The sequence below is a fragment of the Bradyrhizobium sp. 22 genome (assembly GCF_000482425.1).
Taxonomy (GTDB): domain Bacteria; phylum Pseudomonadota; class Alphaproteobacteria; order Rhizobiales; family Xanthobacteraceae; genus Bradyrhizobium; species Bradyrhizobium japonicum_B.
Map to the genome: position 1 here is coordinate 74,218 of NZ_KI519399.1, position 25,826 is coordinate 100,043.

Consider the following 25,826-nt stretch of genomic DNA (forward strand, 5'->3'; position numbering starts at 1 on the left):
TGCGCGGGCCAGATTCGCTCAGGCCATGGCTTGTCCGACCGGGAGCAAGCCGACTTCGGCAAACTTGTCGGCGATGATGTCCTTGTCGAAGGGCTTCATGATGTACTCGTTGGCGCCGCCGCTGAGCGCCTGGGCGATATGAGCCACATTGTTCTCGGTGGTGCAGAACACCACCTTGGGCTGGTCGCCGCCGGGCAGGCGGCGCATGTGGCCCATGAATTCGAAACCGTCCATCACCGGCATGTTCCAGTCGAGCAGCACCGCGTCGGGCAGCTGCCGCTGGCAGATCTCGAGCGCCTTCGAGCCGTCCTCGGCCTCGGTCACTTCGAATTCCAGGCCCTCCAGGATCCGGCGCGCGATCTTCCGCACCACGCTGGAATCATCGACCACCAAGCAGGTTTTCATTTCGGTTCTCCGGCTCCGATGTTTCGTTGGCTCACGCGGCCATCTGCACTTTGGTTTCGAGCTCGAGGACGCGATCGACGTCGAGGACGACCATGAGCTGTCCGTCGAGGCGGTGGACGCCGCCGGCGAGCTTGGCCATGCGGGGATCGAGGTTGACGGGGTTTTCCTCCATGCCGGCTTCGGGCAGGCGCAGCACCTCGCCGATCTGGTCGATCAGAAGGCCGTAGGATTCGCCGCGCAGATCGACGCCGACCGCCATCGGCACCTTGCCGTCCTCGGGCTGCGGCAGGCCGAGGCGGGCGCGCATGTCGATCACGGTGACGATGCGGCCGCGCAGATTGAGCACGCCGGCGATCTCGCGCGAGGACAGCGGCACGCGGGTGACGCGCTCGGGCATGAACACGTCCTGGACGCGGGAGATCGGCAGCCCGAACAGCTGGCCGCCGATCATCGCGGTGACGTATTCGACCATGGCGCCGTCGGCGGACTGGGTCTTGCTGGTCATCTCGTATCTCCTATCCCTGTCCTGCTCTTACGCTGCCGCCCGGCTCAGCTCGGAGGCGCCGGCGGCGCCCGCGGTCTGCTCCTTCAGCGCCGCGATCAGGCCGGGACGGTCGAACTTGGCGACATAATCGTGGAAGCCGGCCTGGCGGCCGCGCTCGATCGCCGCCGGCGACACCAGCGCCGACAGGCCGATGATCGGCATCGAACCGAGATTGTTGTCGGCGCGGATGGTCTCGGCGAACTCGAACCCGTTCATGTCGGGCATCTCGATGTCGGTCAGGACCACGTCGAAGCTCTGGGCCCGCAGCGCGGCGAGGCCCTCCTGCGCGGTCGGCGCGGTGCGGACGCGGTAGCCGGCCGCCTTCAGCACCGGGGCCAGCATGTTGCGGAAGAACGCGCTGTCGTCGACCAGCAGCACCGACTGAGAGTGCAGCGACGGCTTCATCTCCTTGCGGGTGAACCAGTCGGAGAACGCCATCGGGAGGAAGTGGCCGACGTCGATCACCTCGGTGGCCTGGCCCTTGATCACGGCCGAGCCCAGGATGCCGGAGGAGGAGCCGCCGACCTCGATGTTGAGGCGCTCCTCGACGATGTCGATGATCTCGTCGACGACGAGGCCCATGGAGCGGCCATCGTCGGCGAACACCAGGATCGGCTGGGCGCCTTGGCTCGCGATGGTGACGCCTTCCATGGCCACGAGCGGCATCAGCTGCTCGCGGTACTGCACCATGTAGCGACCGTTGGAGAACTCGATCTTGTCGGCGGGCAGCTCTTCCAGGCGGGTGACGAGGCCGAGCGGGACCGCCTTGGGCTGCGAGGAGCCGGCGCGGAACACGAGCAGCGAGGTGGTCTGCTCGCCCGAGCCGATGTGATGGGCGCCGTTCTCGTCGCCCATGTCATGGGCCGAGGAGCCGGCGGCGCCGAGCGCCTTGGCAATGCCGTTGGGGTCGATGATCATGATGACGGCGCCATCGCCCAGAATGGTGTTGCCGGAGAACATGTCGATGTGACGAAGCTTGGTCGACATCGGCTTGACCACGATCTCCTCGGTGTGGAACACGCCGTCGACCACGATGCCAAACGTCTGGCTGCCCACCTGAGTGACCACGATGAAGCCGTTCTCGGGATCGGAGGCCGCGCCGTCGTCGATCTTGAGCAGCTTCTTGAGGTGGATCAGCGGCAGCAGCTTGTTGCGCAGGCGCAGCACCGCGGTGTCCTTGATGCGCTCGATGCGGTGCTCGGAATTGGCGCGGGCCCGCACCAGCTCGACCACCGAGAGCTGCGGGATCGCGAAGCGGTCGCCGGCGGCCTCCACGATCAAGGCGGAGACGATGGCGAGCGTCAGCGGGATCTTGATGGTGACCGAAGATCCTTCGCCGGCCACCGACTTGATGTCGATGGTGCCGCCGATCTGGTCGATATTGGTGCGCACCACGTCCATGCCGACGCCGCGCCCCGACACCGAGGTGACGGCAGCCGCGGTGGAGAAGCCCGGCGCGAAGATGAACTTGTGGATCTGGGCCTCGCTCATCTTCTCCAGCTCGGCCTCGGTGACGAGACCGCTAGAGATCGCCTTGGCCTTGATCTTCTCGGTGTTCAATCCGCGGCCGTTGTCGGCGATGCAGATGATGATGTGGCCGCCCTCGTGATAGGCGGAGAGGCGAATGGTGCCCTGCTCGCCCTTGCCGCTGGCCAGGCGCTCGGCGGGGGTCTCCAGGCCATGATCGGCGGAGTTGCGCACCATGTGGGTGAGCGGATCCTTGATCAGATCGAGCACCTGGCGGTCGAGCTCGGTGTCGGCGCCGTGCATCTCCAGCTCGATCTGCTTGCCGAGTTCGCTCGAGAGATCGCGGACGATGCGGGGCAGCTTCTGCCAGGCATTGCCGATCGGCTGCATGCGCGTCTTCATGACGCCTTCCTGCAGCTCGGCGGTGACGTTGGACAGGCGCTGCAACGGCACCTTGAACTCGGTGTCCTCGTTGCGGCGGGAGATCTCCAGGAGCTGGTTGCGGGTCAGGACCAGCTCGGAGACCATGGTCATGAGGTGCTCCAGCGTATCCACGTTGACGCGGATCGACTGGTTGGCGATGGAGGCGCCCTCGCCGGCGCCCTCGTCGGCCATCGACTTCTTCGGCGCGGCCTTCTCCCTGGCGGGCTTTGCGTCCTTGGCGGCCGGCGCTTCGGGAGCAACCTCGGCCTTCACTTCGGGCTTCACCTCGGCCTTGGCAACGGGCGCGGGCTCTTCGATCGCGGTCTCGCGGAAGGCGCGCTCGAGCTCGTCGAGCGAGACCTCGCCCGGACGCAGCGGACGCTCCAGGGTCTGGTCGATCAGCGTGCCCGTCACCATCTCCTTGGCGGGCGCGGCGACCGGGGCTTCCGGCGCCAGCGGCGGGGCGTCCGCGACGGGAGCAGCAGCACTACCAGCAGCCATGGCCGCCATGCCCTGCTCGACCATCGCTTCCAGCTTGTCGATGAGGTCGCGGTCGTTGCCCTCGGGCTCGGCCTCGGTGGCTTCGAGCCCTGCCAGGATCTCCTTGATGCGGTCGATCGAGGACAGGATCACCGTCACGGCTTCGGCCGTCACCGGCATGCCGTCACGGAACTTGCCCATCAAGGTCTCGCCGGCATGGGCCAGCGCTTCCAGCCGCGGCAGGCCGAGGAAGCCGCAGGTGCCCTTGATGGTGTGGACCAAGCGGAAGATGTTATCCAGGATCTTGGCGTTGTTCGGCTCCTGCTCGAACTTCACCAATTGATTGTCCACGGTGTCCAGGCTCTCGCTGGTCTCCGTCAGAAATTCCCGCAACAGATCATCCATGAGCTACGCCTTACTGACCTGAACACCAACTTGAATCCGGACTTCGACGCCTGAGCCATCCTTGGCACGGACGGAAGCCCTCCTCTTGGATCGTTAGACAACCCCTTTCACAGTCCCGTTAATTTCATCCTCCGTGCTAATACGGATATTGATGAGAAGTTTGGGGTTCGGCGGAAGGCAGCAGCGCTTTTCGGCAAATCCGGCTGCGCGCCGCAGCGCCGGGAGGCATGCGGTGACGCACCGACGACAACGACGGGGCGAAGCGCGCGCGAAAGTCCTGCTCGTGAAGGACCATAGGGCCAGCGTGCGGAACGTTGGACCGGACCGCGCGCGAGCGGCAATGCGCTCGCAGGCCCGGTTTTGCGTTGTCGCACCGCGCTGCAGATCCGGCGTTTGAGGTAAACGAACGATTACCTCGTTGTCATGGCGGCCGGCGCCGCGCTAACCCAATCGCGCGGCCATGCCGCCGTTGGCACGATGCTCCGCCAGGCAATCGTTGATGGCGGCGAGCAGCGCCTGCGGCGTGAATGGCTTGCGCAGACAGCGTGCGGCACCGAGCTCCAGCGCCATCCGGAGGAAGTCGGGTGCAGGCGAAATCAGATCGGCGAAGGCGTAGCCGGACATCGCGATCAGCGGAACGACCGGCGCGCGCTCGTGGAAGAGCCGGATCGATTCGAACCCGCGCATGTGCGGCATGAAGATATCGACGATCATCAGGTCGACCTGTGCATGTTCGAGAGCGCGCAGTCCGGCTTCACCTCCATCGGCAATCGTCACTCGAAAATTGTTGCGCTGAAGATAGATCTCGATGGCCATGCACACCATCGGGTCGTCGTCGACGACGAGTACATGATATCGACCCTCGGTCCTCTCGTGAGCGTCCGGCTTCTGCGTTTCAATCATTGGACCGTAGGACACGCCTTTCTCCTTTGCTTTCGATCAAGAGAGGGAATGGCCGCAAACGTCGTTGGCGGACCGAGGAGAACGGAGACGACGGAATCGAGCTGCGCGGCCATCGCGCGCCAGGGCTCAGGGCAATGTTGGACGATCGTCACGCGTTCGACGGACAGGAGGGCGCAGGTCATCAGTCGCCCGATGGCGGCACGGATGCAATGCTTCCGGCTCATGAGGCCCCCCTTACCGCTTTTTCCTGCATGCCCTTGCAGGAGACGCGACCGCTCACGAGCGAATCGACGCCCTTCTCATTTCGGCCGTAAATCGGACGGCCTGTCTGCCCTGTAACGGGTATATGGACACCGATGCAACCTTTACAATAGTTTTTGTTCGCAGGGCAACTGAACCACGAACGCCCGCAGAATTGTTCCATCGAACCTCGCCGGATTGACTGCATGACCGCAAGCGGAACTCCGCCCAATCAGCTGCTGCAATTGCTCGACCCGCCGGCTTTCGAGCTGCTGCGTCCGCATCTCGCGACGGTCGAAATGGCCAGGAAGTCTGTCTTGGGTGAAGCGGGTGCGGCGCTGAGATACGTCCACTTCCCGCATGGCGGCTCGGTCTCGATCACGGTCGGCCTGTCCGACGGCCAGACGATCGAGATCGCGATGCTCGGCCGCGACAGCGTCGTGGGCGGCGGCGCCGCGCTGGCTGACGGCATCGCGCTGTCGGACGCGGCCGTGCTGTTTTCCGGTACCGCGTCCATGCTGGAAATCGCGGCCTTCCGCTCCGTCGCGGCCGCGAGCACCTCGTTTCGCGAGCTGATCATCCGCCACGAGCAGTTCTTGCTCGCGCATGCGCAGCAATCGCTGCTCTGCAATACGCGGCACCCGGTCGAGGCGCGGCTCGCGCGCTGGCTCCTGCGCGCCCGCGACCTCTCCCCCGGAGAAAGCCTGCCGCTGACCCAGGAGGCGCTGGCGCAGATGATCGGCGTCCGGCGAAATGCCATCTCGTTGGTGGCACATGACCTCCAGCGCGCCGGCATCATCCACTACAGCCGGGGCCGCATCGAGATCCGCGATCTGCGGGCGCTGCAGGCGACGTCCTGCGAGTGCTATGCGACGGTGAAGGTTTGCCACCTCCGCCTCCTGGGCGAGGAGCCATGACCACGGCTCGCGCCGTCGATCGTGTGCCGGCAGGAACGCCGCCTCCGGGAACGAACGTCGGGGCGGACATCTTGTCCCAATTGCCAACATATCCCGACGGGAACATGATGGAAGCTGCTGCGCCGCACGTGACCTTGGGCATCGCGCGATTCGATCGGCAGCACACGGGAGGCAGCTTTGGAGACGATGGCGCGCTCGTCCAACGGTTTCCTGTCCGCACTTCCGGCAGACGATTATGAATTGATCCGGCCGCACCTACGGACAGTCGATCTGCCCCATGAAGCCATGCTGGTCGAGGCCGGCGAGACGCTGAAGCGCGCCTATTTTCCCCACCGCGGCGTCATCTCGCTGGTGGTGAAACTCGCCAAAGGCGAACACGTCCAGGTCGCCATGATCGGCCGCGACAGCTTGCTGGGCACGCTCTCGACCATGGGCGATGCGTGCGCGTTGAACACTGCCCTCGTGCTGATTCCGGGCCTTGCGTCGGTGATGGATCTCGACCGGCTGCGGATCGCCGCCGACCAGAGCAGCACCCTGCGCACCGCGCTGACGCGCCACGGGCTGGCGGTTTATGCCCAGGTCCAGCAGACCGCGGGCTGCAACGCCGCCCATCCGGTGGAGGCGCGGTTGGCGCGCTGCCTGTTGCACACGCATGATCTGTCCGGCGATTACCGGCTGCTGCTGACCCAGGAGGCCATGGCACAGATGATCGGGGCGCGTCGCAACAGCGTGTCGCTGGTGGCCAATACGTTGCAACAGGCTGATTTCATCCATTACAGCCGCGGACACATCCAGATCCTCAACCTCGACGGCCTGCGCCAGACGGCTTGCGAATGCTACGCCACCGTGAAGGCACAGTACGACCGGCTGCTCGGCGCGCGCTGACCGCAGCCCGCATGGTGAACCGCCGGCTAATGCCGGCCTGCAAACACCTCATGTCCTGCTACCGGAACTGAAATTGGCGTGCGGTAGACACGGGGGACCCTCGCGCCGACTCGTGCCGCGCGACAAATGACCCGTGATCAAGGCAGCAAGGCCATGTTTGACGTCACCGTCGCGCCCGCGCAGAAGGCGCTTGATGCCGAGCCCGCGCGCGAGCCGCGCGCATATGAAGCGCTGGTGCGCGAGATCGGCGAGGACGGGGCCCGTGAAGTGCGCGAGGTGTTCTGGAGCGAGACCGCCGCGCGCCTGCGGCAATTCCGGACGCTCGCGCTCGCGCAGCACCACGGCAGGATCGCGCGCGAAGCGCATTCGCTGAAGAGCGCCGCCGGAACGTTCGGCTATGTCAGGCTGGCGGCGCTGGCGCTGACGCTGGAGAAGACCGCGGAGAGACTCGGCGATGTCGAATTCGGCGATCTCCTGGACCTGATGGATGCGGCTTATGCCGCCGCCCGCGCGCAGGAGCCGCGCTGACCACCCGCGCGTGCATTCCCGCCGTACTTCTACGGCGTTGGATGTTTAGAGATGGCTAATCATAGGTGGCGATAGTCGCGGCAAACCAGGAGGGTTGTCCATGTTCACCTTTGAGACTGCGGACCAGAAAGAGGTTCGCCGCTTCCGCATCGCACAGTTCAACGGCCGGATGGCAACGGTGAAGGCTGGCGACTCGACGGTGACGGGCTTCGTGCGTTCGGTGCTGGAGCAGGAATCGAGCATGCCGCCCCGCTGGACCATCACGATCATCCCGAACGGGCCGAAGGAAGAGATCAAGCCGCTGCGCCCCGCCTCGCGCGCGCGTCCCTTCGCCGAAGACTATTTCTGAGCGCGACCGGATTTCGCCGAGTCCGGGCCGCCACCGGCGGCCTCCTCAGTCGATGGAATGCAGCAGTGCCGCGCGGACCAGGTCCGCGGTGTTGCGTGCACCGAGCTTGCGCATCGCCTCGGCACGATGGCTCTCGAAGGTGCGCGGGCTGATCTGCATCCGAAGCGCACCCTGCTTGTTCGAGTATCCTTCGCTGATCAGCCTCAGCACCTCGCGCTCGCGCTTGGTGAGGCGCTTCTGGCCTGACAGGCCGAGGAACTCGGCGCTCGGCACGCGCGGAGCTTGCTGTGCGCGCAAGGCCTTCGCGTCCGTATCCGCAGCGCTGGACGGGACCGGCAGGCCGCCCTTGTCGGGGCCGGCAAGCTGCTTGACCAGCGCGCAAACGCGCTCGGTCTGCGCCAGCGCATTCTCGACCACCCGCTGCAAATAGGCACGGTCGGCGCTCGCCGGCGCGAGCTGATCGCTGTGATGCTTGATCTCGCCCATATAGAGCAGCAGCGCAGTCAGGGGGCCGTTGAGCTCGCGGGCGATGGCCGCAGCCATCTCATCGGCTGCCTTGGCCCGGGCGGCGCTCAGGCGGACCAGATCGAGCTCTTCGGTTGCAGCAGCGCTGCTGTCGTACCATTCCGACGGCCGCGAATCGGTGGCCGTATCATTCTGTGACCCCATGTCACTCATTTAGCGGAACCGGGGCCGGCCTGTGGTTAACTTTTTGCTCCGTAAGACTACGGTGATTCCGGCGGGTTTGCGCTGAAATGACGGCATCGGCACAATTTGTGCTTGCGCGAGGTCGGGGCTGCCCCCGCGAAGGTTGAATTCAGCCGGAATTGGACCAGAAGGCGGGCCATAATCGCCCGGACCGGCCGCCGCCCCCCCGGATTTTACGGAATAATTAACGGCGACTTGCTTCTCTTGGCGAGGTTGAGAGCGCGCAAATGCCTCCACGCATTGGGCCTGCACGCCCGCGGGAAACGCTGCGAAAGATTGCGTGCCATGAACGAGATCGATCGGCTGTCGGAATTCTTGCAGAGGCTGACGCCGCTGTCCCGCAGCTGTTTGCTCAGCGAGCTCGAGCGGCTCGAGCTGTGCGGCATCGACATGCCGGGCTCCGGCGAGATCCAGTCGCGCTTGCGCGCCGAATTTCGCAAGGACGGATCGACCCAGGCGCGCGCCACCAGCCCTTCGCGCTATTTCTTCGCGCCGCTCGAGCTGCTGCTGATCGACGGCGCGCCCGAGCACGCCAACATGGGACGGATCTCGCGCAATACCCTCACTCCGATCTGGGAGTGGATCTGCCGCGACCTGCTGCCGACCATGGCACGCGACTACATCAAGGCGATCAACGACCAGATCGCCGTGAACAACCAGAAGGAGGTCCTGAAGGTCGCCTCGACCTTCCAGACCAAGGTCGTCAAGGTTCTCGAGAGCACCTTCGCATCAGTGGACAGCACCGACTTCGCGCGCGCCAAGCTCGCGCAATACACGGCCTCGCGCAGCGCCTTCGACGACGTCAGGAAGATGCTGCATGTGCTGCGCGCCGGCGATGCGCTGCCGAAGTTCAACGAGAAGCTGCCCGACAAGATCGCGAAGTTCGACGACGGCCAGGTGGTTCAGATCACCGCACAGCTCGACGCCTTCAAGAAGGCGCACCCCGAAGCACTGCCCTTCGCGCTGGCGCTGGTGGCGAGGCGCCTGACGACGTCCTGGCAATTGGTGCGGCTCGCCACCAAGGCTGCCGCAAGCAAGAGCGCCAGTGATGTCGCCGCCACGCCCTATGCCTGCGTCGTTCACATGGTGCTCGACCGGCTCGACGACAAGCGTCTCGCGCTTCGCGTCGCGCTCCGGCACAACCGCGTGCTGATCGCCCGCGACCTGCTCGCCGATATCTACGACACCGAATATGCGCTCAAGGTGCGCATCGACGGTATCGAGAATTGCGAATGGGGCGTCCGCCTTCAGCAATTGATGGACGCGATCGCGACCCTGGTGTCGGCCGAGGTGAGCCGCTTCCCCGACAATGTCGGCCATATCCTCGGATCGCGTCGATTGCGGAGCCACGACACGCTCTCGGGCAAGCTGACTTACCTCGCCTGGAAGGGTCGCGACGTGGTGCACGACGGCGCCGCGGCGTTTCGCAAATTGATCGGGCAGAACTGATCTGGCGCCTATTGCGCGCGCGGCAGGCACAGGAAGCGGTCGAGGAATCGCCCCGACATCACAACCCGGAACCACCAATAAGCCATTCGCCGTGTCGTCATGGTCGCAATCCTCGACAGCCCACCACCGGCTGTGCGGAGCAATAGCGCAAGTGCGGCAATACGCGTGTAATGCGCTTCACATTCGCGGCCGCAGGCGCGGCCGCGATGTCGCAGAACCATCGCGAGCGTCAGCGAGACATGCCCGCCCGGCGCGCATGCGGGTGGTTCGGCTCCGCTGTCGCTCGCCCCAACCCAGCGCGGACGACGCGGTCCTGTTCACCCATACTTGTCGAGCGCCGCCAGCCCGCATTCAGAACGAGTGCCTGCGATTAATCTTCCGATGCGTCGCTGGTGCCTCGAAAGGGCACACCACCTCGACGCCGCCTGCGTCGGCCGAGGAACAGACGCTCCCGATATCGCGTGCGAGAGATTCTGCAAGCGCTGCAGTCGTTGCGCGTGCGGTGCCGGGGTATGCGAATTCTTTTCGAACAGATTGTCGAAAAATTAGCTCGAATTGCAGGGCTTAACGTTACTCAGATAATTCAACAACGACGTGAAGCTCTCCTTATTTGAACCCACGCTCGCCGTTTAAGAAACCGTCACGGAACGGGAGTGGTGTAGATGAACGATGGGATGGTTGAACTCGTCGGACGAAGGCCTGTGACCTTCGGGCGAAGAAAGGTGACGCCGCGGGCCTGCGTGGCCGACAGCAAGCGTCACTTGCGCGCCTTCCTCAGCGAAGTGCTCGAGGATCTCGGCTTCGTTACCAGCGAATGCGCCAGTGCGGACGAATTGCAGACGGTGCTCGCCAGCGAATTGCCGGATCTGATCCTGCTCGGCGTCGCCACCGACGGCATCGAGCCGGGACGGTTTCTGGAGATATTGGTGCGTGAGGCCTTCGCCGGGAAAGTTCTGGCGGTCGGCGCGCGCGAATCGATCATCGTCAGGGCCGTGCGGCAGGTCGGCGAGGAATACGGCCTGGCCATGCTGCCGCCGTTGACCACGCCCTTCGCCGCGGAGACGCTGCGCGAGCGCGTGGCGATGCTGCTGCCGGAGGAGCCGGCGCCGAGCCCGGCCGTCCATGTCGGCGAGGCGCTGCATGCCGGCTGGCTGGAGCTGTGGTACCAGTCCAAGATCGACGCGCGCACGCTGGTCCGCAGCGGCGCCGAGGCGCTGGTGCGGATGCGGCATCCGACCTGGGGCGTCGTGCCGCCGGCCTATTTCATTCCGGAGCCGCATGATCCGCATCTGCGCGACCTGTCGGAGTTCGTGATCGACCGCGCCATGCAGGACTGGCACTATCTGCTGGAACAACAGAGCCCGGTCGATCTGTCGATCAATCTTCCCGCCTCCTATCTCAGGGAGCCGCAGGCGGTGCGCGATCTCTGCCGCCGCGTGCCGACGCATCCGGCCTTCGGCGGGCTGACCGTCGAGATCGACAGCGAGGAGGCGATCCGCGACCTCGATCTTCTCACCGAGGTCGCGCGCGAGGTCGGCCTGCACAATATCGGCCTGTCGATCGACAATCTCGGCGCCAACTGGCCGGCGCTGATGGAGCTGGACCGGATTCCCTTCGTCAAGCTGAAGGCCGACCGTCAGTTCGTCACCGGCAGCGGCAACGACCGGCTCAAGCGCACGGTGTGCCGTCACATCGTCGAGCTCGCGAAGGGCTATGGCGCGCGCGCGGTGGCGCAAGGTGTCGAGAGCCGCGCCGACCTCGTCGTCGCCAACGAGCTCGGCTTCGACCTCGTGCAGGGCTTCCTGTTCGGCAAGCCGATGCCGCTGAAGAAGTTCGCCCGCTCGGCGCTGACGAAAACGGTGATGGAGTAGCCGTCAGGCACAACCCTCACGCAAACCGCCGCGCGAAGAACACGCAGGCGACCACGAGCATGGTCGCGGCGATCATGCTCCAGGCGACGGGCTCGTGCAGCAGAAGCCCGGCGAGCGCGAGGCCGAAGAACGGCTGGAGCTGCTGCAGCTGGCCGACGCGTGCGATGCCGCCGAGGGCGAGGCCGCGATACCAGAAGATGAAGCCGACGAACATGCTGAAGATCGAGACGTAAGCAAGCCCGATCCAGGCCGGCACGCTGACGCCGCTCCAGGATGGCGGCCAGGTCAGGATCGCGACCGGCACCATCAGCGGCAGCGCCAGCAGGAGTGCCCAGGATATCACCTGCCAGCCGCCGAGCCGGCGCGACAGCGCCGCGCCTTCGGCGTAGCCGAGCCCGCACAGCACGATTGCGGCGACCATCAGGAGATCGCCGATCAGCGAAGCCGATCCATCGCCGGACAGGGCGAAGCCCACCACGGTCGCGCTGCCGAGGCCGGCGAACAGCCAGAACAGCGGCTGCGGCCGCTCGCCGCCGCGCAGCACGGCGAAGATCGCCGTCGACAATGGCAGAAGGCCGATGAAGACGATCGAATGCGCGGACGTGATGTGCTGGAGCGCCAGCGCGGTCAGCAGGGGGAAGCCGACCACGACGCCGACGGCGACGATGGCGAGGGAAGCGAGATCACGGCGCTGCGGCCGGGCCTGACGCAGCAGACCGAGCACGGCGAGAGCGATCAGCGCGGCGATCACCGCGCGCATCGAGGTCAGGAACAGCGCGGAGAAGCCTCCGACCGCGACGCGCGTCGCCGGCAAGGAGCCGCTGAAGATGATGACGCCGAGAAGCCCGTTGCCCCAGCCGCTGGCGGAAGAGTGCATGTTGGTCTCGCTTGGTGGGGGCGGTTGATCCGGTGCCGCGGCGATTGAACGCTTCGCCTTCAGCCATGGAACAACAAAAGTGCGAAAACAACCCCATGCACAGTAGACGGGGGTTGCAAGATCAATGGGTTAGGTGGGGGTGGATCAGGTGCAGGTCGGGCAGGATTTCGGGAGCCAAAAGCCGAGGGATCGTGGTTTGGCTCGTCTGTCCGGCGCACCATGCGAGCCGACGAGAATTGGGCGAGGTCGTTGCGGCGTTGAATGACGTCTCCCGTTATTTGCTTCGTCGGGCAAAACAGGACCATAGTGCGATCATTGCAGGAGGGCTGCCAGGCAGGGTTCTGGCTGGGGCTCGAGGCGAGCGAGTTGCGGGGTGGACGCTAGGTCGGACTCTGTCCGACGCTGGCCGCTGAACAGTCAGTGCAGCCCAGCAGTGTACCTCAACTCTCATCCTCGCGGCTGTGTCATCCGGTATTGGCCGCCCTGCTCAGGGGCACGTCAGGACTTGCGGGATCGTCGTTTCGAGCTCTGCGAATGATCAAGGGAAGATAGCGCACGCTGCAGCAAGCGCAACAGATCTGCTGCAAATGCAACATCGATCGGCGGCCTCTCGCTGCTCCCCAGCCGATCGAGACCGCGGCCAATCAGCTTTGCGCTCGTCTCGGTGACGGGGTGCCCTGCCAGAGCCCTGGTCACTAAAGAGTGATTCAGGTCCAGCTTCCGGGCCAATTCTCTCACACTCCACTGGGGATGCTCCTGAGCGTACTCCCGCAGCCGCGCGACAGCAGGATGATCGACTTTTCCTGGGGGCATGACTTCATTTTAAGAGCAAAAGGAACATTCCCATTGCGACAAATTTGTTTCATATGCAACAGAGATGTTGTAGGTTACGCACGATGGCGCTGCGTTGCATGCCTAATTATATTGACGGGATCCGATGTCCTGGAAGAAGAGCACGATGGTTGCAGTTAGGGTCGAAGTGGGACCATCGATCATGCTCCATAGTGGCGCATGGTTTGACTTCGCCTCGCCGCACAGCAGCGACTTCACGGCCGAGGACATCGCACACGGACTCGCGCACATCTGCCGGTACTCCGGCCAATGCAGTCGATTCTACTCGGTGGCCGAACACAGCTTACTTGTGAGCGACGTCGCCGAAGGATTCGAATTCGAAGCGCTCCTACACGATGCGGCCGAGGCCTTCATCGGGGACATCACGCGCCCGCTCAAGCAGATGCTTCCCGACTTCAAGCGAATCGAAGCCGCTGTCCAGGACGCCGTCCTGAGGCGGTTCGGTATCGCACCTGCTCTCTCTCCTCAGATCAAGGAAGCCGACCTGCGGGTGCTCGCGGCCGAGCAAAGGCAGATAATGCCGCCGGGGACCGACGGCTGGCTCGCCGGCTTGACCATAGAGCCGGCTCCGGTCCTGGTCCGGCACCTTCCCCCGGAGACCGCCAAGCGGATGTGGCTCGATCGGTTCGAGACTCTGCGGCGAGAGAGGATTGTCAAGGGACAATCCCAGGCCCGGTGAAAGGTGGTGATATTTCTCCGGAACGGCTGGAGCGCGCGACCGTTTGCGCCTTTATGCCGAAGCGGGACGCGTAACAGGGGCCGGGTCGATGTCATTGCGTAAGGACGTTTCGTTGGACGAACTCGCCCGGGTCGGGAACGTCGCGCAATTCGTGAGCTTCTCCCCCGATGCGAACCAGCCGCGCCAGGAATTCTGCCGGGTGGCCGGGTTCGACGCGAACCACAAATTCCTGACGCTGGCGGACGCGCTCCGCAGCCTAGTCGAGCAAAGCCCCGAAGGGACAATAAATCTTCGCAGCTTCACGCCAGACAGTCCGAGAAGCCGCGACTTCCATTACGGCCTGTCCGATCTCGCGCAGGTAGAAGCGCTGGTCCGACGTATGTCGGCGGAAGGTCTCTTCGTTATCGCAAACGAGACGGTCGACGTCTCCGACGGCGGCGTGTCCGGTGTAATCCAGGGCGGCGTGGCCGAGTTCGCGCCGGACGATACGCCACGCTGCGTCGAAAAGGGCGGCACGGCGTCTCTCCCGCTGGACTGGGCTATTGCCCTGATCGAGACGGTGTACGGCATCCCTGTCGAAACGGTCGACGCCGGTCGCGGGCGGCTCGAGTTCAGCATTCATCCCAAGCCGCGTGGCTGGCGACGTACCCACACTTTGATGTGGGAATACGAAGGCTCGGACAGCGCGCCCGCCCTGGCGGCCGTCAAGTGGCCGAACCGCTTCAGCCGATTGATCGGCGACAAGACGTTCGGTTTGTTGATCGCCCACGTTACGGGCGTCCCCGTTCCCCGGACGACCTGCATTTCGCGGCGCATCGCGCCGTTCACGTTCGGCGAAGCGACTTCGTCGAAGGAAGTGTGGACGCGCACGTGTCCGCGCGAACAGGAGCCGGGCAGATTCACCACCACCAAGGGCTGGCTCGATCCATTCCGCCTGCTTAAGGCGGAGGACCCGAACGACGAAGCCATTGCGGCGGTACTCTCACAGGCCGCAGTCCCCGCATCGTTCGCAGGCGCGGCCATCACGGACGCGCGGGGTGAAGTCGTGATCGAAGGCGCCACCGGGGAGGGCGATCGCTTCATGCTCGGCCAGAAACTGCCGGAACGGCTGCCGCGAACCATCTTGAGCGACGTCGAGGCGATCTATCAGCGAACGAAGGAGCGACTCGGGCCGGTGCGGTTCGAATGGGTCCACGACGGCAAGCGCGTCTGGATCGTCCAACTCCACAAGGGCGCCACGGACAGCGCCGCTTCTACCCTCGTCCCGGGCGAAGCGGAACGGTGGGAGACGTTCGACGTTTCGAGCGGTCTGGAGGAGTTGCGAAGCCTGCTGCACCGGCTGCCGTCGGGCGTCGGCGTCCGCATCCGTGGCGAGGTCGGCTTGACGTCACATGTGGCCGACCTTCTGCGCAAGCATCGGCGCCCTGCTCGTCTGACCGAGAATTCGGCGGCGTAAGCCGCCGTCTACGGTCCCTCGGTCCGATCGCTGCCTTTGCGCCGCCACAGCACTTTCTTCTCGCCTTTGAAGACGCGATGCGCCGCCAGAGCGTGAATTTCAATGTCGGGCACGCCACCTATCACGGTCAACTCGACCACCGCGTCCTTGATCGGCTTCTTCAACCTTTTTCGGCGCTCGTCGAAGGGAAAGTCGGCGATGGGCATGAACGTGCTGCGGCCCCTCGGCACTGGATTGTAGATCGTGGCGCCGCTGTTGATCGGACTGAGCGTGATGGCGTCGCGATGCGCGGCGACTAGGCTCTTGGTATCCAGCGTGATGACGGTCTGCGGTTTGTCGCGATAGGCTCGTGCACCAAGGAGACCTTGAAGCCGGTCCTTGGAGAGCCAGAAGAACACCCGCGCGTTCAACGTTTCGAACCACTCTTCGGGCGTAGTGCCGTCGGTCAGGCACTTCTCCAGCGCGGATCGGGTCATCGGCTTCTGGTCACGGATCACGGCAACCGGCAACCCGGTCCGCGATATCTTGACCAACTCTGGTCGCCGTTCGGATTCCAACTTACGCCGTTCCTCGCCCTCGAGTCCGTAGAGGTCCAGCAGCGCAGTCGTCGACAACAGACCGTGGCGGGCGACCGACTCCCAACTAGCGTCTTGCGCCATGTGGTAGAGACGAGGATAGTTCTTCAGTAGGTCTTCTTCCTTCACCGCCAGTTCCTTCGATCGATGACGCCGAAGCGGTCGAATTTGGTCGATATTAGAGTAACCGGTGCGTTGGCCACTCTCTCAACTTCAGCGATGAAGGCATGCGTCTCTGCCGACAACTCATCGTAGCGCGTTGCGTTCTGGTTTTCGGCGGTTATGTAATCCGAGAAGCTCAGCGCGATGTCTGTCGCACCGTTAAGCGAGGCTGAGCGTCTGAGTTGTTCCCAATCGAACTCGGCCATCCTACGCTTCTTACCAGACACGGTCCCGACCTCCGTCCTTTCGATCTGCGACACCGGGAGCCCCGACCGATCCGCGATGGTCTGAGCATCGATCTCCTTACCCATCGGCCCGGAAGTGCCCCCGACCCGGATCGGATACGTTCGGGTCAACATCACAATCTTGCGTACGCGGCGCGGCGAAACGCCTGCATCTGCGAGACAGCCGGCAGCGGTCGTCTCGCGTGAGGTGACGTGCGGATAGCTACCGTGGTGGATGCTCAACCCTGTACCCTGCGTGCCCTCAAGCATGATCTTCGAGCCCGCCGCATAGGCGTCTTCGAGATGACGCGCCGTGGGTCCCACGTAGGGCCTCAGATCCGGGTGATGCCTCGCGAGGCGTACCTTCGCTCCGAAGATCGGTTGGACGCCGCGGTTTAGGATCTTGCGCGCGGTCGCAACGCCGACGCCTTGCTTGGTCGATCCGATCGACTCCAGCGGGCCCGCCTCAATCACCGCATCCTCGTCCTCGATGATCATGGCTTGCTCGTCAATGACCAGGCGGGATCGGCCTTCCAGGGCGCATTCCCGGATTTCCTTCAACATCTGCGACGGCTTGATGGTCGCGCCCGGTCCGATGAGGATCTTCGCATTCACGTTAGACTGCGTGCCAGATGGCAGCTGGATGTAATCGTAGGGCGGATAAGCCACGCGATGACCAGCGTTCGGCCCGCCCACCCGTACGAGAACGTCGTAGCCTGGCGCGAGATGGGCGCAGACATGACCCTTACCCTCGCTGCCGTATTGTCCCCCGACGATGACGTCCACGCTCGGCGTCGGTTCTAGCGGAAAGAGCCCCAACCCCGCCGTGGCAAGAGCTAACAACGACGCGGCGTCCTTATTGTGGTTCTGGACCACCCGATCGGCCTTGCCGTTCAGCAACCAGACGCCGGCTTCCGTGGGATCGGCCCTGACTTGGTCGTAGATCATTCCGGTATCGGCGAGCGAGCCGCGTTCCTCGTAGCGCTTCTTGATCACCTCAAGTGGAGCGGCGACATGTATGTGGACGAGCCGCTGGCCGTAGGTCTCTCGGAGAAATGCGATCTGTGGCAGCGTCCGTACGGCGTCGACCAGGATCACGTCCTTGCCTTCGTGCTCTGCCACATAGCGGGCGATACCGTCTCGAACCCATCGGCCGCCGGTCTGCGAGTCCAAGCGCTTACCGGCTTCGATGAGTGCATCACGCTCGTTTGGGCAGCCCGTATCGATCAACAGTTGCCGAGTGGAAATCCGATAGGAACTGAATCTTTGAAGTAGCTGGTCGGCCAATGCCGACTTTCCGACCGCGACCGGCCCCGAAATCGCAAAAATGTAACGCACGCTTAAAACCTCGAGTTGAAACACCTCGCGTAAGGTAAGTGCTACGTGCCGATTCTGTCTACACCCGACCGATTTTCCGACGAAGTAGATATGCGGCGGCGCAGCAAGCCCCGCCTCTAGGCTTTTGCACTGCAAGCGCTGCCGAGGTCGAGAGTGGAGTCGGAATAGGTGGCGCAGAGGGAGGAATTCAGACTCCCGATAGGCTTGCACCTATGCGTATCTCGAGTGCGGTGCATTCAAGCACTCTCCCACTTCTCCTGAAGGCGCCATTGAGAGGTTGCGGCCCCTCCCGCAAGCGCCAGAGGTGAATCAGCACCGCGGCAACAAACTAGCCTGGTCCTTCCCCCTCTAATACAGCGGCTCCTCGTACACCGGCTCGCCATCGAGCAGCAGCCGCTTGATGGCGGCGCGGCCCGAGGGCAGCACGGCGGCGACGATCCGCAGTTTCTGCTGGTTGCGGGCCTGCTCGAGCTTGCCGCCCTCGCCTTGCGGCACGAAATAGCTTTCGAGACCGTATTTGATGGTCAGCTTGTCACAGAAGGTGCGGGCGTTCAATCCGCAGGATCCGCCGTAATTGCCGACGCGGCCGCGGATCAGCACTTCGGGCGCGGTGACCGGGACGGGCTCGGCATGCACCGAGACGGCTTGATAGAGCCCGTTCGCATCGGGCGCGAGCTTGACGAAGACGTCAGGGTGGCGCGCATCCGCGACCTTGCCGGCGAGCGCGCCCGCCGGCACCTGCGAGATCTCGTAGCGAAGCACGACATAGTCGCCGCGCAGGAGATCGCGCGGATCGACCGGCTGCGTCTGTAAGGTCACCTCGACCCCTTCGCGCAGGATCTGCACGCGGTCGACGACCATCAGCATCAGCAGCAGGCATTGCACCAGGACGGCGACGCCGAACAGCACGGCTTTCGGGATACGCTGCCAGAGCGCCGACAAGGACGTGACCAGCTGGCTCATCGTGCACTCCTCGGCAGCGCGCGGTTGAGCGCCGTGGCAAAGGCAACGGCGACGACGCCGGCCGCCGCCAGGAACGCCGAGCGGGCGAGCAGCGAGCCCTTCACCGCCCAGGTGATGCCGGCGATCACGCCGGCGATGCCGAGCCAGCCGGCGACGATGCGCGGACGGGCCTCATCGAGCATGCCGGAGACGACGAGGCACAGCATGGCGCAAAGCAGCGCGGCATAAGCCAGCCAGGGCTCGCCGGCCGGGGCGACCGGCCAGAACGGCGCGGCAAGCAGCACAAGCCCGATCGCGCCGGCGGCAAGGATCTCGCCTCTGCGCCTGGTGAACGTGGCGGAGACGAGGGCGAGGATCACCCCCGCCGCTCCGCACAGGATCGCCCACAGCGGCTGGGCCGAGGCTGCGCGCGTCGTCCGCAAGTGAATGATGTCGTCGGCCGTCGTCACCTCCAGGAAAGCCGCGGCGGCCAGCGCGAACGCACCGTGGATCGACAGCACGCTGCCGAGCCGCGCCGCCCGCGGGTTTGGCATCGCGGCGACCGCAAGCCCGGCGCCGAACAGCAGGGCCGCGCCGTTGGCGAGCACGAAGGACGGCTGGGCGCCGTCGAGCTCGAAGCGCAGCGAGGTCGCGATCCACCACGGCAGCGCCGCGAGCGCGACGAGATGGGCCGCGACACGTGAATTCCACGCCAAGGCAAGGTCTGCTGCGATCAGCCAGACCGCCACGAAGGGAAGATGCAGGATATCAGGCGAATCGTGGATCCGCATGCAGGTCCAGATGCTGGCGGCGACGAGGCCGACCGCGAGCGCCCCGCGCGAGCCGGTCAACATTGCGGCGGCGAACGCGCCGATCGACCACAGCAGCATGCCGCCGGCAAAATCCTCGCCGAGATGATACATCTGGCCGACCAGCGCGATGCCCGCGCCGAAGATGATCGCGCCAATGCTGGCGCAGAGATCGGCAAGAACGTCGCGGCCCCGCCTAGCGAACCAGGCGCCGAGCGCGCCTGTCGCGACCATGCCTGCGATCAGGATCGCGAACCGAGCCAGCCGCGCGATCTCGGTCCAGTGCGCGGCGACGAAGGCGAGGAACGCGGCCGCGATCAGCAGCCCGCCGACGATGCCGACGACCACGGCGATGTTGATGCCCGCGGGCGGCGGCGGCAGCGCATTGCGGATGGAAGCGGCCGCCGCCGGCGCAATCACGCCCTCGGCCTCCCATCGCGCCAGATCGGCTTCGAGGCGGTCGCGGTAAGTCTTGTCGAACATCGGGTGTGGTTACCTCGGTCCCGCCGGAGGGCGGGGCATTGCTGGGTCGGAGCGGGCGGGGATTGGGTTCAAGCGGGTGCCGCCGTGCCAGAGGTCTTATGCCCCGGACAACAATAAACGCGAAAACAACCCCATGCACAGTAGACGAGGGCCGTTGGATCAATGGCTTACGCAGGAGCCCGGGCCCGAGCCATCCGACGGATTCAAGACCCGCAACGCCGCTCTCCGCGAGAGGCTGCGGTCGCATGACGACTAGTTCGCCTTGATACCGGCCTCGCGGATGAGCTTGCCCCATTTCGCGCTTTCGTCCTGAATGAAGCGGGCGAACTGTTCGGGCGACATCGGCGCGGGCTCTGCGCCGAGCGTCCTGATCTTCTCGACCACCGACGGGTCCTTCAGCGCTTTCGTGAAGGCCTCGTTCAGCCTGCCGATGACGTCGGCAGGCGTGCCTGCGGGAGCAACGAGCCCGAACCAACCAACGGATTCGAAGCCTGCAATGCCGCTCTCCGCGAGGGTCGGCACATCGGGCAAGGACGCAAGGCGGTGCGCCGAGGAAACGCCGATCGCGTTGAGCTTGCGCTCCAGGATCAATTGCCGCGATGCCGGGATATCGAGCACCGCGAACGGAATATGGCCCGCAAGCACGTCGACCGTCGCCGGTGCGGTGCCGCGATAAGGGACCAGCTCCATCGCGATCCCGGTCTTGTGCGTGAACAGCGCGGCCGTCAAATGCATCGCGGTCGAGTTGCCGCCATGTCCAATCGACAGCGCGCCTGGCCTCGCCTTGGCCAGCGCGACCGTTTCGGCCATGGTGTGCGCGGGAATGTCGGCGGCGGAGACGAGCACGAAGGGGATTTCCGCAAGCAGGGTGATGGGCGCGAGATCCTTCAGCTCGAACGGCATCGACGCGTTGAGATACGGGTTGACCGTCAGCGCACCCGCCGGCGCCACGCCGAGCGTGTAGCCGTCCGGCTTCGCCTGCGCGACCGCGGCCATGCCGATGTTGCCCCCTGCTCCGGCGCGGTTCTCGATGACCAGGCCCTGCTTGAGCTCGGCCGCGACCAGGGGTTCGAGCGCGCGGATGACCGTGTCGGCGCTGCCGCCGGGCGGAAAGGTCACGATGATCTTGATCAATTGCTCCGGATAGGCTGCGTTTGCGGCCTCAAGCGGCAGCCCGACGACAATCGCGGCCGTCAGCACGGCCAGAATGCGGCGCCTTGCAATGCGAAACACGTTCTCCTCCTCGATGCGTTTTGTGTGAGCCGCCTGGCGTCCGTCGTCAGGCCGGCAGCTTGATCGTCTTTACGCCGCCGCGCCGGTGAGCCGCGCCAGCAAGCCCGGCGCATCTTCGGGTGCAGCCTGCCCACGCCAGGCGACGTGCTGGTCGGGCCGCACCAGCACCAGCTTTTCGGCATAGGCCCCGTCTGCCTCATCCGGCGCGACGTCGACCAAGGCCAGCGGCATGCCACGCGTCTCGGCCGCGGATCTCAGCGCCGCCACGTCGATCGCAGGGTCGAGCCGCAGCAAGGTGTAGCCGACCCCGAAGGCGTCGTAGAGCGATCGTCCGTCGCGCAGGAACAGATGCGGCGCGCGGGCGCCCGGCACGGTGGAAGGCGTGAAGCTTCCCATCGTGTAGGCCGGCGGCGTCTCGCCGTCATAGGCGATGATCGGCGAGGCATCGTAATAGTAGCCGAAATTCAATCCTGCGCAGCAATATTGCTGCACGTTGAGATCGTAGGCCGCCTTCGCCAGCGCGGCGCGCGCCGCCTGGCCGCGCGGCGTGTCGTCCTCGATCTCCGCCGAGACGCCGCCGCGCTGCGCCATCATCTTCATGGCGTGGTCCATCGCAAAGCGCGACACCTGCTCGGTGATGGGCTGGCGCTCCGCTTCATAGGCATCGAGGATCGACGCCGGCGCCCAGCCGTTCAGATGCGCCGCCAATTGCCAGCAGAGGTCGACGGCGTCGGCGATGCCCGCATTCATGCCGTAGCCCGCATAGGGCATCCACAGATGCGCGGCGTCGCCGCAGATGAAGACCCTGCGATCGCGGAAGCGATCGGCCACCAGGCGCCGCCCGACCCAGTCCTCCTTGCTGAGCACACGATATTCAAAGCGCTCGTCGACGCCGAGAATGGCGCGAATCGACCAGTCGCGATCCACCGAGTCGAATTCGGGCTCGTCGGGCTTGAGGTGATTGTGGATCAGCCAGCGGTCGTGACCGTCGATGGCCACGGTGGTGCCGGAGCGCCGCGGGTTGAGCGAGAGCACCATCCAGGCCGGCTTGTGCGCGCCCATCAGCTCCTTGAGCTGCGGCGCCTCGATGAAGGTCGATTGCACACGCTGGATCACCGGCGTGCCGGACAGGCTGGCTCCGATCGATTTGCGAACCAGCGAGCGGCTGCCATCGCACCCGATCACGAAGCCGGCGTCGATGCGAAGCAGGCTTCCGCTGTCGAGGTCGCGCGCCAGCACGACCACATGATCGTCATGCTGCTCGATCGACACGACTTCCGTGCGCGCCAGAATGGTGATGCGCGGCTGCGCGGCGGCATGATCGAACAGGATCGGCTCGAGATAGACCTGGTTGATCCGGTGCGGCGGCTCGGGCGTCGGCCACCAGGTATCGGGACCGCCGGTTGCGCTGTAGCGACGCGCGCGCGAGGGAATATCGATGCGGCAGAGCTCGATGCCGGTCGCGGTGGTCCGATAGGCGCAGTCATTGGGAAAGTCCGCCGGGAGTCCCGCCGCGCGCAGCCTGGCGGCGACGCCGAGCCTTCGGAAGATCTCCATCGAGCGCGCCGAGACGTGGTTGCATTTGACGCTGGGTGGATCGCCGGCATGGCGGGTCTCGGCGATCACGACGTCGATCCCGCGCGAAGCGAGGTCCATGGCCGCGGTCAAACCCACGGGCCCGGCGCCCACGACCAGCACCTGTGTCCTCATGCTCGTTTCATCCCCCTCGGCAGCTTGCGGATTCGTCGTCCGCGCAACATGAACTTTATTGCAGGGTCGTTTATGAGATAAGACAGAAAGAACTCATCAACTCATGAGTTTTAGATATGAATGTCACCTTGCGACAGCTACGGACCTTCGCCGGCGTGTACCGCACCCGCAGCATCACGCGGGCGGCGCGCGAGCTCGGGATCACGCAATCGGCGGCGAGCCTGTTGATCCAGCAGCTCGAGGGCCAGCTCGGCGTCAGGCTGTTCGACCGCTCGACGCGGTCGGTGCAACCGACGCTGGCCGCCCATGAGGCATTTCACGCCGCCGAGCGGATGCTGAGCGATGCGCAGGGCCTGTCGCGGCGCATGCACGACCTCGCGCAAGCGCGCGCCGGCCGCGTCGCGTTCGTCGCGTCAGCCGGCGCCGCATCGGCGCTGCTGCCCCTGGTGCTCGCGACATTCCGCGCCACCCATCCCGACATCGAGATCGACATGCGCGACGTCGCAGCGGACGATCTCGTGCCGCGCCTGATCGCAACCGATGCGGAATTCGCGATCGGCAGCGTGGAAGGCGAGTTCGCGGAGATGACGATCGAGACGCTGACGCGCGGACGCCTCAGCGCGATCGGCCGCCGCACCACCGAGTTCGCGGCGCGGCGCTCCCTCACATGGGACGAGCTGGCGCAGCTGCCGACGATCGCGATGCGGCGCGAGACACGGATCCGGATGCAGATCGATCAGGCGCTGGGCGCGCAGGGCAAGCGTCTGTCGCCAACCTATGAAGTGACGCTGATCAACACCGCGCTCGCCATGACGGCCCAAGGCCTGGGCCTCGCCATCCTGCCCGCGACGATGCTGCCGGCTGACCAGTTTCCAACCCTGATCGCCAAGCCGCTGGTGCGCCCGGCTCTCACTCGACCGGTGTCCGTGCTGCAGCGGCAGGGCCGCACGCTGTCGCCGGCGGCGCAGGCGTTCGTAGCGACGGCGCGAGCGGTGCTGGCGGAGCGATCGGGGTGAGCTTTGCCGATATGGTGAAAACAAACTGCAGCACGGCAAGCAGCATGTCTCCCGCGAACATGATGGCCATCGCAATGGTCTGCTTGCGCGACATTTGACCGGCCGGCCCGCTCAGGATTCAGGTCAACCAGGTGACCGATACGGCTGGAGACCGTGACATCGGCATCGACATCCTGTTGACCAGGATCAACTCCCGATGAAGCACGGTCGTACACACTGGCCGATGAAATATCGGCGACCACCACACCGAGGGCATTCCAATGGCACACAAGCAGGTTCTGTTCCATTCAGCGGCTCGCGAGAAAGTTCTGCGCGGCGCTTCGTTGCTGGCGGACGCGGTGCGGGTCACGCTCGGCCCGAAATCGAAATCCGTTCTGATCCAGAAAGGTTGGGGTGCACCGATCGTGTGCAACGATGGTGTCACCATCGCGAAGGAGTTCGATCTCAAGGATGCCGAAGAGAATCTCGGCGCCCAAGTGCTTCGCCAGGCCGCCGAGAAGACCGGCGACGTCGTCGGCGACGGCACCAGCACCTCGACCATCCTTGCGCATGCCATCCTGTCGGACGGGGTTCGCAACGTCGTTGCCGGCGCGAGCGCAATCGATTTGAAGCGCGGCCTCGATCGGGGGACACAAGCCGCAATAGCGGCGCTGCGGGCGATGGCAAAACCGGTGAAGACCAGGGCCGAAAAGGCGCAGGTCGCGACGATTTCGGCCCATAACGATACGTCCATTGGTGAACTGGTCGCCGACGCGATCGAGAAGGTCGGCGGTGACGGCGTCATCTCGGTCGAGGAGTCCAAGACGACGGAGACGCTCCTGGACGTCGTCGAAGGGATGAAGTTCGATCGTGGCTTCCTCTCCCCCTATTTCGTCACGGATGCGGACCGGATGGAATCGGTGCTGCAGGACCCGTACGTTCTGCTCTGCGACCACAAGATCGGTGCATTGCGCGATCTCGTGCCCCTGCTCGAGCAGGTGGCCAAGAGCGGCCGGTCGCTCCTGATCATCGCCGAAGACATCGAAGGCGAGGCTCTGGCGACGCTTATCGTCAATCAGCTTCGCGGCGTGCTCAAGGCCTGCGCGGTCAAGGCGCCGGGGTTCGGCGATCGGCGCAAGGCCATGCTGGAAGACATCGCAATTCTGACCGGCGCGCAGGTGATCTCGGAAGAGATCGGCCTGAAGCTGGAGAACGCCACCCTACAACAGCTCGGCCGCGCTGCGCGTGTGGTTGCCGACAAGGAGAACACCACCTTGATCGGAAGCGGCGGCGACCGTTCGCGCATCGACGCGCGGCTGGCGCAGATCCGGGTCGAGATCGAGAAGACCACCAGCGACTACGACCGGGAGAAGCTCGAGGAGCGCCTCGCCAAGCTCTCCGGCGGCGTCGCCGTGATCCGGGTCGGGGCGCCGACCGAGGCCGAGATGAAGGCGAAGAAGGAGGCGCTCGACGACGCCATCAGCTCGACCAAAGCGGCCGTCGCAGAAGGCATTGTGCCCGGCGGTGGACTTGCGCTGCTTCGAACAGTGGCAGCCGTGGCCAAGGAAGAAGCGGCCTGCGAGGGTGACGAGCGAACTGGTGTACAGATCCTGAGGCGCGCGCTCGAAGCGCCGGCGCGCCAGATCGCCGAAAATTCTGCTGCGGACGGCGGCGTCGTGGTCGCGCGGATGCTCAGCAGCGAAGGCGATCTCGGCTTCGATGCCGCGCGCAAGGTCTATGTCGATCTGGTGGAAGCCGGCATTGTCGATCCTGTGAAGGTGGTGCGGATCGCACTGGAAAACGCCGTCTCCGTGGCCAGCGTCCTGCTTCTGACCGAGGCGACGATGACGGAAATTCCGGAGCCGAAGCGCGAACGGCTGCCCGAGCACGATCTGGCGATGTAGCCGCAGCGGCTTT

General features: G+C 65.0%; 22 protein-coding genes. 10 read left to right on the forward strand and 12 right to left on the reverse strand.

Annotated features, from left to right (window positions below):
* Nucleotides 1–18 precede the first annotated feature (18 nt).
* The 4 genes from K410_RS0101605 to K410_RS0101620 all read right to left on the reverse strand — a co-directional run bounded on the left by K410_RS0101605 (nucleotide 19) and on the right by K410_RS0101620 (nucleotide 4,627).
* Nucleotides 19–405 carry a response regulator gene (locus K410_RS0101605; RefSeq protein WP_028133211.1) on the reverse strand — a complete coding sequence of 129 codons (387 nt, stop codon included), beginning with the start codon at nucleotides 403–405 and terminating at the stop codon, nucleotides 19–21.
* A 31-nt stretch (nucleotides 406–436) separates the two neighbouring features.
* A complete protein-coding gene (locus tag K410_RS0101610; RefSeq protein ID WP_028133212.1) occupies nucleotides 437–910 on the reverse strand; it encodes a chemotaxis protein CheW in 474 nt (157 codons plus the stop codon).
* A gap of 27 nt (nucleotides 911–937) precedes the next feature.
* Complete coding sequence (locus K410_RS0101615; RefSeq protein ID WP_028133213.1) at nucleotides 938–3,724, reverse strand: hybrid sensor histidine kinase/response regulator; 2,787 nt, start codon at nucleotides 3,722–3,724, stop codon at nucleotides 938–940.
* A 441-nt stretch (nucleotides 3,725–4,165) separates the two neighbouring features.
* Nucleotides 4,166–4,627, reverse strand: a complete 462-nt coding sequence (locus tag K410_RS0101620; protein ID WP_049819892.1) for a response regulator — start codon at nucleotides 4,625–4,627, stop codon at nucleotides 4,166–4,168.
* A gap of 446 nt (nucleotides 4,628–5,073) precedes the next feature.
* Here K410_RS0101620 and K410_RS0101625 point away from each other — a divergent pair, with 446 nt between their 5' ends.
* The 4 genes from K410_RS0101625 (at nucleotide 5,074) to K410_RS0101640 (ending at nucleotide 7,546) form a co-directional block, all read left to right on the forward strand.
* Nucleotides 5,074–5,784, forward strand: a complete 711-nt coding sequence (locus K410_RS0101625; RefSeq protein ID WP_028133215.1) for a Crp/Fnr family transcriptional regulator — start codon at nucleotides 5,074–5,076, stop codon at nucleotides 5,782–5,784.
* A gap of 186 nt (nucleotides 5,785–5,970) precedes the next feature.
* A complete protein-coding gene (locus tag K410_RS0101630; protein WP_196236046.1) occupies nucleotides 5,971–6,669 on the forward strand; it encodes a Crp/Fnr family transcriptional regulator in 699 nt (232 codons plus the stop codon).
* 153 nt (nucleotides 6,670–6,822) lie between these two features.
* Complete coding sequence (locus tag K410_RS0101635; RefSeq protein ID WP_028133217.1) at nucleotides 6,823–7,197, forward strand: Hpt domain-containing protein; 375 nt, start codon at nucleotides 6,823–6,825, stop codon at nucleotides 7,195–7,197.
* A gap of 100 nt (nucleotides 7,198–7,297) precedes the next feature.
* A complete protein-coding gene (locus K410_RS0101640; protein WP_028133218.1) occupies nucleotides 7,298–7,546 on the forward strand; it encodes a hypothetical protein in 249 nt (82 codons plus the stop codon).
* A gap of 45 nt (nucleotides 7,547–7,591) precedes the next feature.
* Here K410_RS0101640 and K410_RS0101645 read toward each other — a convergent pair whose 3' ends face one another.
* Nucleotides 7,592–8,215 carry a helix-turn-helix domain-containing protein gene (locus tag K410_RS0101645; protein WP_028133219.1) on the reverse strand — a complete coding sequence of 208 codons (624 nt, stop codon included), beginning with the start codon at nucleotides 8,213–8,215 and terminating at the stop codon, nucleotides 7,592–7,594.
* A 324-nt stretch (nucleotides 8,216–8,539) separates the two neighbouring features.
* On the opposite strand from K410_RS0101645, the gene K410_RS0101650 reads away from it, so the two are divergent.
* The gene (locus tag K410_RS0101650) at nucleotides 8,540–9,703 is read left to right on the forward strand and encodes a hypothetical protein (RefSeq protein ID WP_028133220.1); all 1,164 of its coding nucleotides are present in this window, start codon (nucleotides 8,540–8,542) and stop codon (nucleotides 9,701–9,703) included.
* A 662-nt stretch (nucleotides 9,704–10,365) separates the two neighbouring features.
* Nucleotides 10,366–11,574, forward strand: a complete 1,209-nt coding sequence (locus K410_RS0101655) for an EAL domain-containing response regulator (RefSeq protein WP_028133221.1) — start codon at nucleotides 10,366–10,368, stop codon at nucleotides 11,572–11,574.
* 16 nt (nucleotides 11,575–11,590) lie between these two features.
* On the opposite strand, the gene K410_RS0101660 is transcribed toward K410_RS0101655, so the two are convergent.
* Nucleotides 11,591–12,451 (reverse strand): DMT family transporter, encoded by an 861-nt coding sequence (locus K410_RS0101660; RefSeq protein WP_028133222.1) that lies wholly within the window; start codon nucleotides 12,449–12,451, stop codon nucleotides 11,591–11,593.
* A gap of 937 nt (nucleotides 12,452–13,388) precedes the next feature.
* On the opposite strand from K410_RS0101660, the gene K410_RS36375 reads away from it, so the two are divergent.
* Both K410_RS36375 and K410_RS0101670 read left to right on the forward strand, forming a co-directional pair.
* Complete coding sequence (locus K410_RS36375) at nucleotides 13,389–13,982, forward strand: hypothetical protein (RefSeq protein ID WP_049819893.1); 594 nt, start codon at nucleotides 13,389–13,391, stop codon at nucleotides 13,980–13,982.
* Nucleotides 13,983–14,094: 112 nt separating this feature from the next.
* The gene (locus tag K410_RS0101670) at nucleotides 14,095–15,438 is read left to right on the forward strand and encodes a hypothetical protein (RefSeq protein ID WP_245269313.1); all 1,344 of its coding nucleotides are present in this window, start codon (nucleotides 14,095–14,097) and stop codon (nucleotides 15,436–15,438) included.
* 8 nt (nucleotides 15,439–15,446) lie between these two features.
* Here K410_RS0101670 and K410_RS0101675 read toward each other — a convergent pair whose 3' ends face one another.
* The 6 genes from K410_RS0101675 to K410_RS0101700 form a co-directional block, all read right to left on the reverse strand.
* Entirely contained in the window at nucleotides 15,447–16,142 is a 696-nt protein-coding gene (locus K410_RS0101675; protein WP_028133224.1) for a DUF7002 family protein, read from the reverse strand.
* Nucleotides 16,139–17,737: an adenylosuccinate synthetase gene (locus K410_RS0101680; RefSeq protein WP_028133225.1), complete on the reverse strand. Its 1,599-nt coding sequence runs from the start codon at nucleotides 17,735–17,737 to the stop codon at nucleotides 16,139–16,141. Before K410_RS0101680 ends, K410_RS0101675 begins: the two co-directional genes overlap by 4 nt.
* A gap of 348 nt (nucleotides 17,738–18,085) precedes the next feature.
* Nucleotides 18,086–18,700: a GDYXXLXY domain-containing protein gene (locus tag K410_RS0101685; protein ID WP_028133226.1), complete on the reverse strand. Its 615-nt coding sequence runs from the start codon at nucleotides 18,698–18,700 to the stop codon at nucleotides 18,086–18,088.
* Nucleotides 18,697–19,971 (reverse strand): DUF2157 domain-containing protein, encoded by a 1,275-nt coding sequence (locus K410_RS0101690; protein WP_028133227.1) that lies wholly within the window; start codon nucleotides 19,969–19,971, stop codon nucleotides 18,697–18,699. The genes K410_RS0101685 and K410_RS0101690 overlap by 4 nt, the downstream gene beginning before the upstream one ends.
* Nucleotides 19,972–20,223: 252 nt before the next feature.
* Nucleotides 20,224–21,204: a Bug family tripartite tricarboxylate transporter substrate binding protein gene (locus tag K410_RS0101695; RefSeq protein ID WP_028133228.1), complete on the reverse strand. Its 981-nt coding sequence runs from the start codon at nucleotides 21,202–21,204 to the stop codon at nucleotides 20,224–20,226.
* Between the two features lie 69 nt (nucleotides 21,205–21,273).
* Nucleotides 21,274–22,914, reverse strand: a complete 1,641-nt coding sequence (locus K410_RS0101700) for an FAD-dependent oxidoreductase (RefSeq protein WP_028133229.1) — start codon at nucleotides 22,912–22,914, stop codon at nucleotides 21,274–21,276.
* 116 nt (nucleotides 22,915–23,030) lie between these two features.
* Here K410_RS0101700 and K410_RS0101705 point away from each other — a divergent pair, with 116 nt between their 5' ends.
* Together K410_RS0101705 and groL are read left to right on the forward strand one after the other, a co-directional pair.
* Nucleotides 23,031–23,930, forward strand: coding sequence for a LysR family transcriptional regulator (locus K410_RS0101705; RefSeq protein ID WP_028133230.1), 900 nt, complete (start codon nucleotides 23,031–23,033; stop codon nucleotides 23,928–23,930).
* A gap of 260 nt (nucleotides 23,931–24,190) precedes the next feature.
* Entirely contained in the window at nucleotides 24,191–25,813 is a 1,623-nt protein-coding gene (gene groL, locus K410_RS0101710; protein ID WP_028133231.1) for a chaperonin GroEL, read from the forward strand.
* Nucleotides 25,814–25,826: the final 13 nt, after the last annotated feature.

What these genes read in the sequence shown, in the direction of transcription:
- K410_RS0101635 (WP_028133217.1), top strand. Translation starts at nt 6,823, where the DNA reads ATGTTTGACGTCACCGTCGCGCCCGCGCAGAAGGCGCTTGATGCCGAG.
- K410_RS0101655 (WP_028133221.1), top strand. Translation starts at nt 10,366, where the DNA reads ATGAACGATGGGATGGTTGAACTCGTCGGACGAAGGCCTGTGACCTTC.
- K410_RS0101620 (WP_049819892.1), bottom strand. Translation starts at nt 4,627, where the DNA reads ATGATTGAAACGCAGAAGCCGGACGCTCACGAGAGGACCGAGGGTCGA.
- K410_RS0101660 (WP_028133222.1), bottom strand. Translation starts at nt 12,451, where the DNA reads ATGCACTCTTCCGCCAGCGGCTGGGGCAACGGGCTTCTCGGCGTCATC.
- K410_RS0101685 (WP_028133226.1), bottom strand. Translation starts at nt 18,700, where the DNA reads ATGAGCCAGCTGGTCACGTCCTTGTCGGCGCTCTGGCAGCGTATCCCG.
- K410_RS36375 (WP_049819893.1), top strand. Translation starts at nt 13,389, where the DNA reads ATGTCCTGGAAGAAGAGCACGATGGTTGCAGTTAGGGTCGAAGTGGGA.
- K410_RS0101610 (WP_028133212.1), bottom strand. Translation starts at nt 910, where the DNA reads ATGACCAGCAAGACCCAGTCCGCCGACGGCGCCATGGTCGAATACGTC.
- K410_RS0101605 (WP_028133211.1), bottom strand. Translation starts at nt 405, where the DNA reads ATGAAAACCTGCTTGGTGGTCGATGATTCCAGCGTGGTGCGGAAGATC.
- K410_RS0101690 (WP_028133227.1), bottom strand. Translation starts at nt 19,971, where the DNA reads ATGTTCGACAAGACTTACCGCGACCGCCTCGAAGCCGATCTGGCGCGA.
- K410_RS0101650 (WP_028133220.1), top strand. Translation starts at nt 8,540, where the DNA reads ATGAACGAGATCGATCGGCTGTCGGAATTCTTGCAGAGGCTGACGCCG.
- groL (WP_028133231.1), top strand. Translation starts at nt 24,191, where the DNA reads ATGGCACACAAGCAGGTTCTGTTCCATTCAGCGGCTCGCGAGAAAGTT.
- K410_RS0101640 (WP_028133218.1), top strand. Translation starts at nt 7,298, where the DNA reads ATGTTCACCTTTGAGACTGCGGACCAGAAAGAGGTTCGCCGCTTCCGC.
- K410_RS0101700 (WP_028133229.1), bottom strand. Translation starts at nt 22,914, where the DNA reads ATGAGGACACAGGTGCTGGTCGTGGGCGCCGGGCCCGTGGGTTTGACC.
- K410_RS0101645 (WP_028133219.1), bottom strand. Translation starts at nt 8,215, where the DNA reads ATGGGGTCACAGAATGATACGGCCACCGATTCGCGGCCGTCGGAATGG.
- K410_RS0101705 (WP_028133230.1), top strand. Translation starts at nt 23,031, where the DNA reads ATGAATGTCACCTTGCGACAGCTACGGACCTTCGCCGGCGTGTACCGC.
- K410_RS0101630 (WP_196236046.1), top strand. Translation starts at nt 5,971, where the DNA reads ATGGCGCGCTCGTCCAACGGTTTCCTGTCCGCACTTCCGGCAGACGAT.
- K410_RS0101625 (WP_028133215.1), top strand. Translation starts at nt 5,074, where the DNA reads ATGACCGCAAGCGGAACTCCGCCCAATCAGCTGCTGCAATTGCTCGAC.
- K410_RS0101615 (WP_028133213.1), bottom strand. Translation starts at nt 3,724, where the DNA reads ATGGATGATCTGTTGCGGGAATTTCTGACGGAGACCAGCGAGAGCCTG.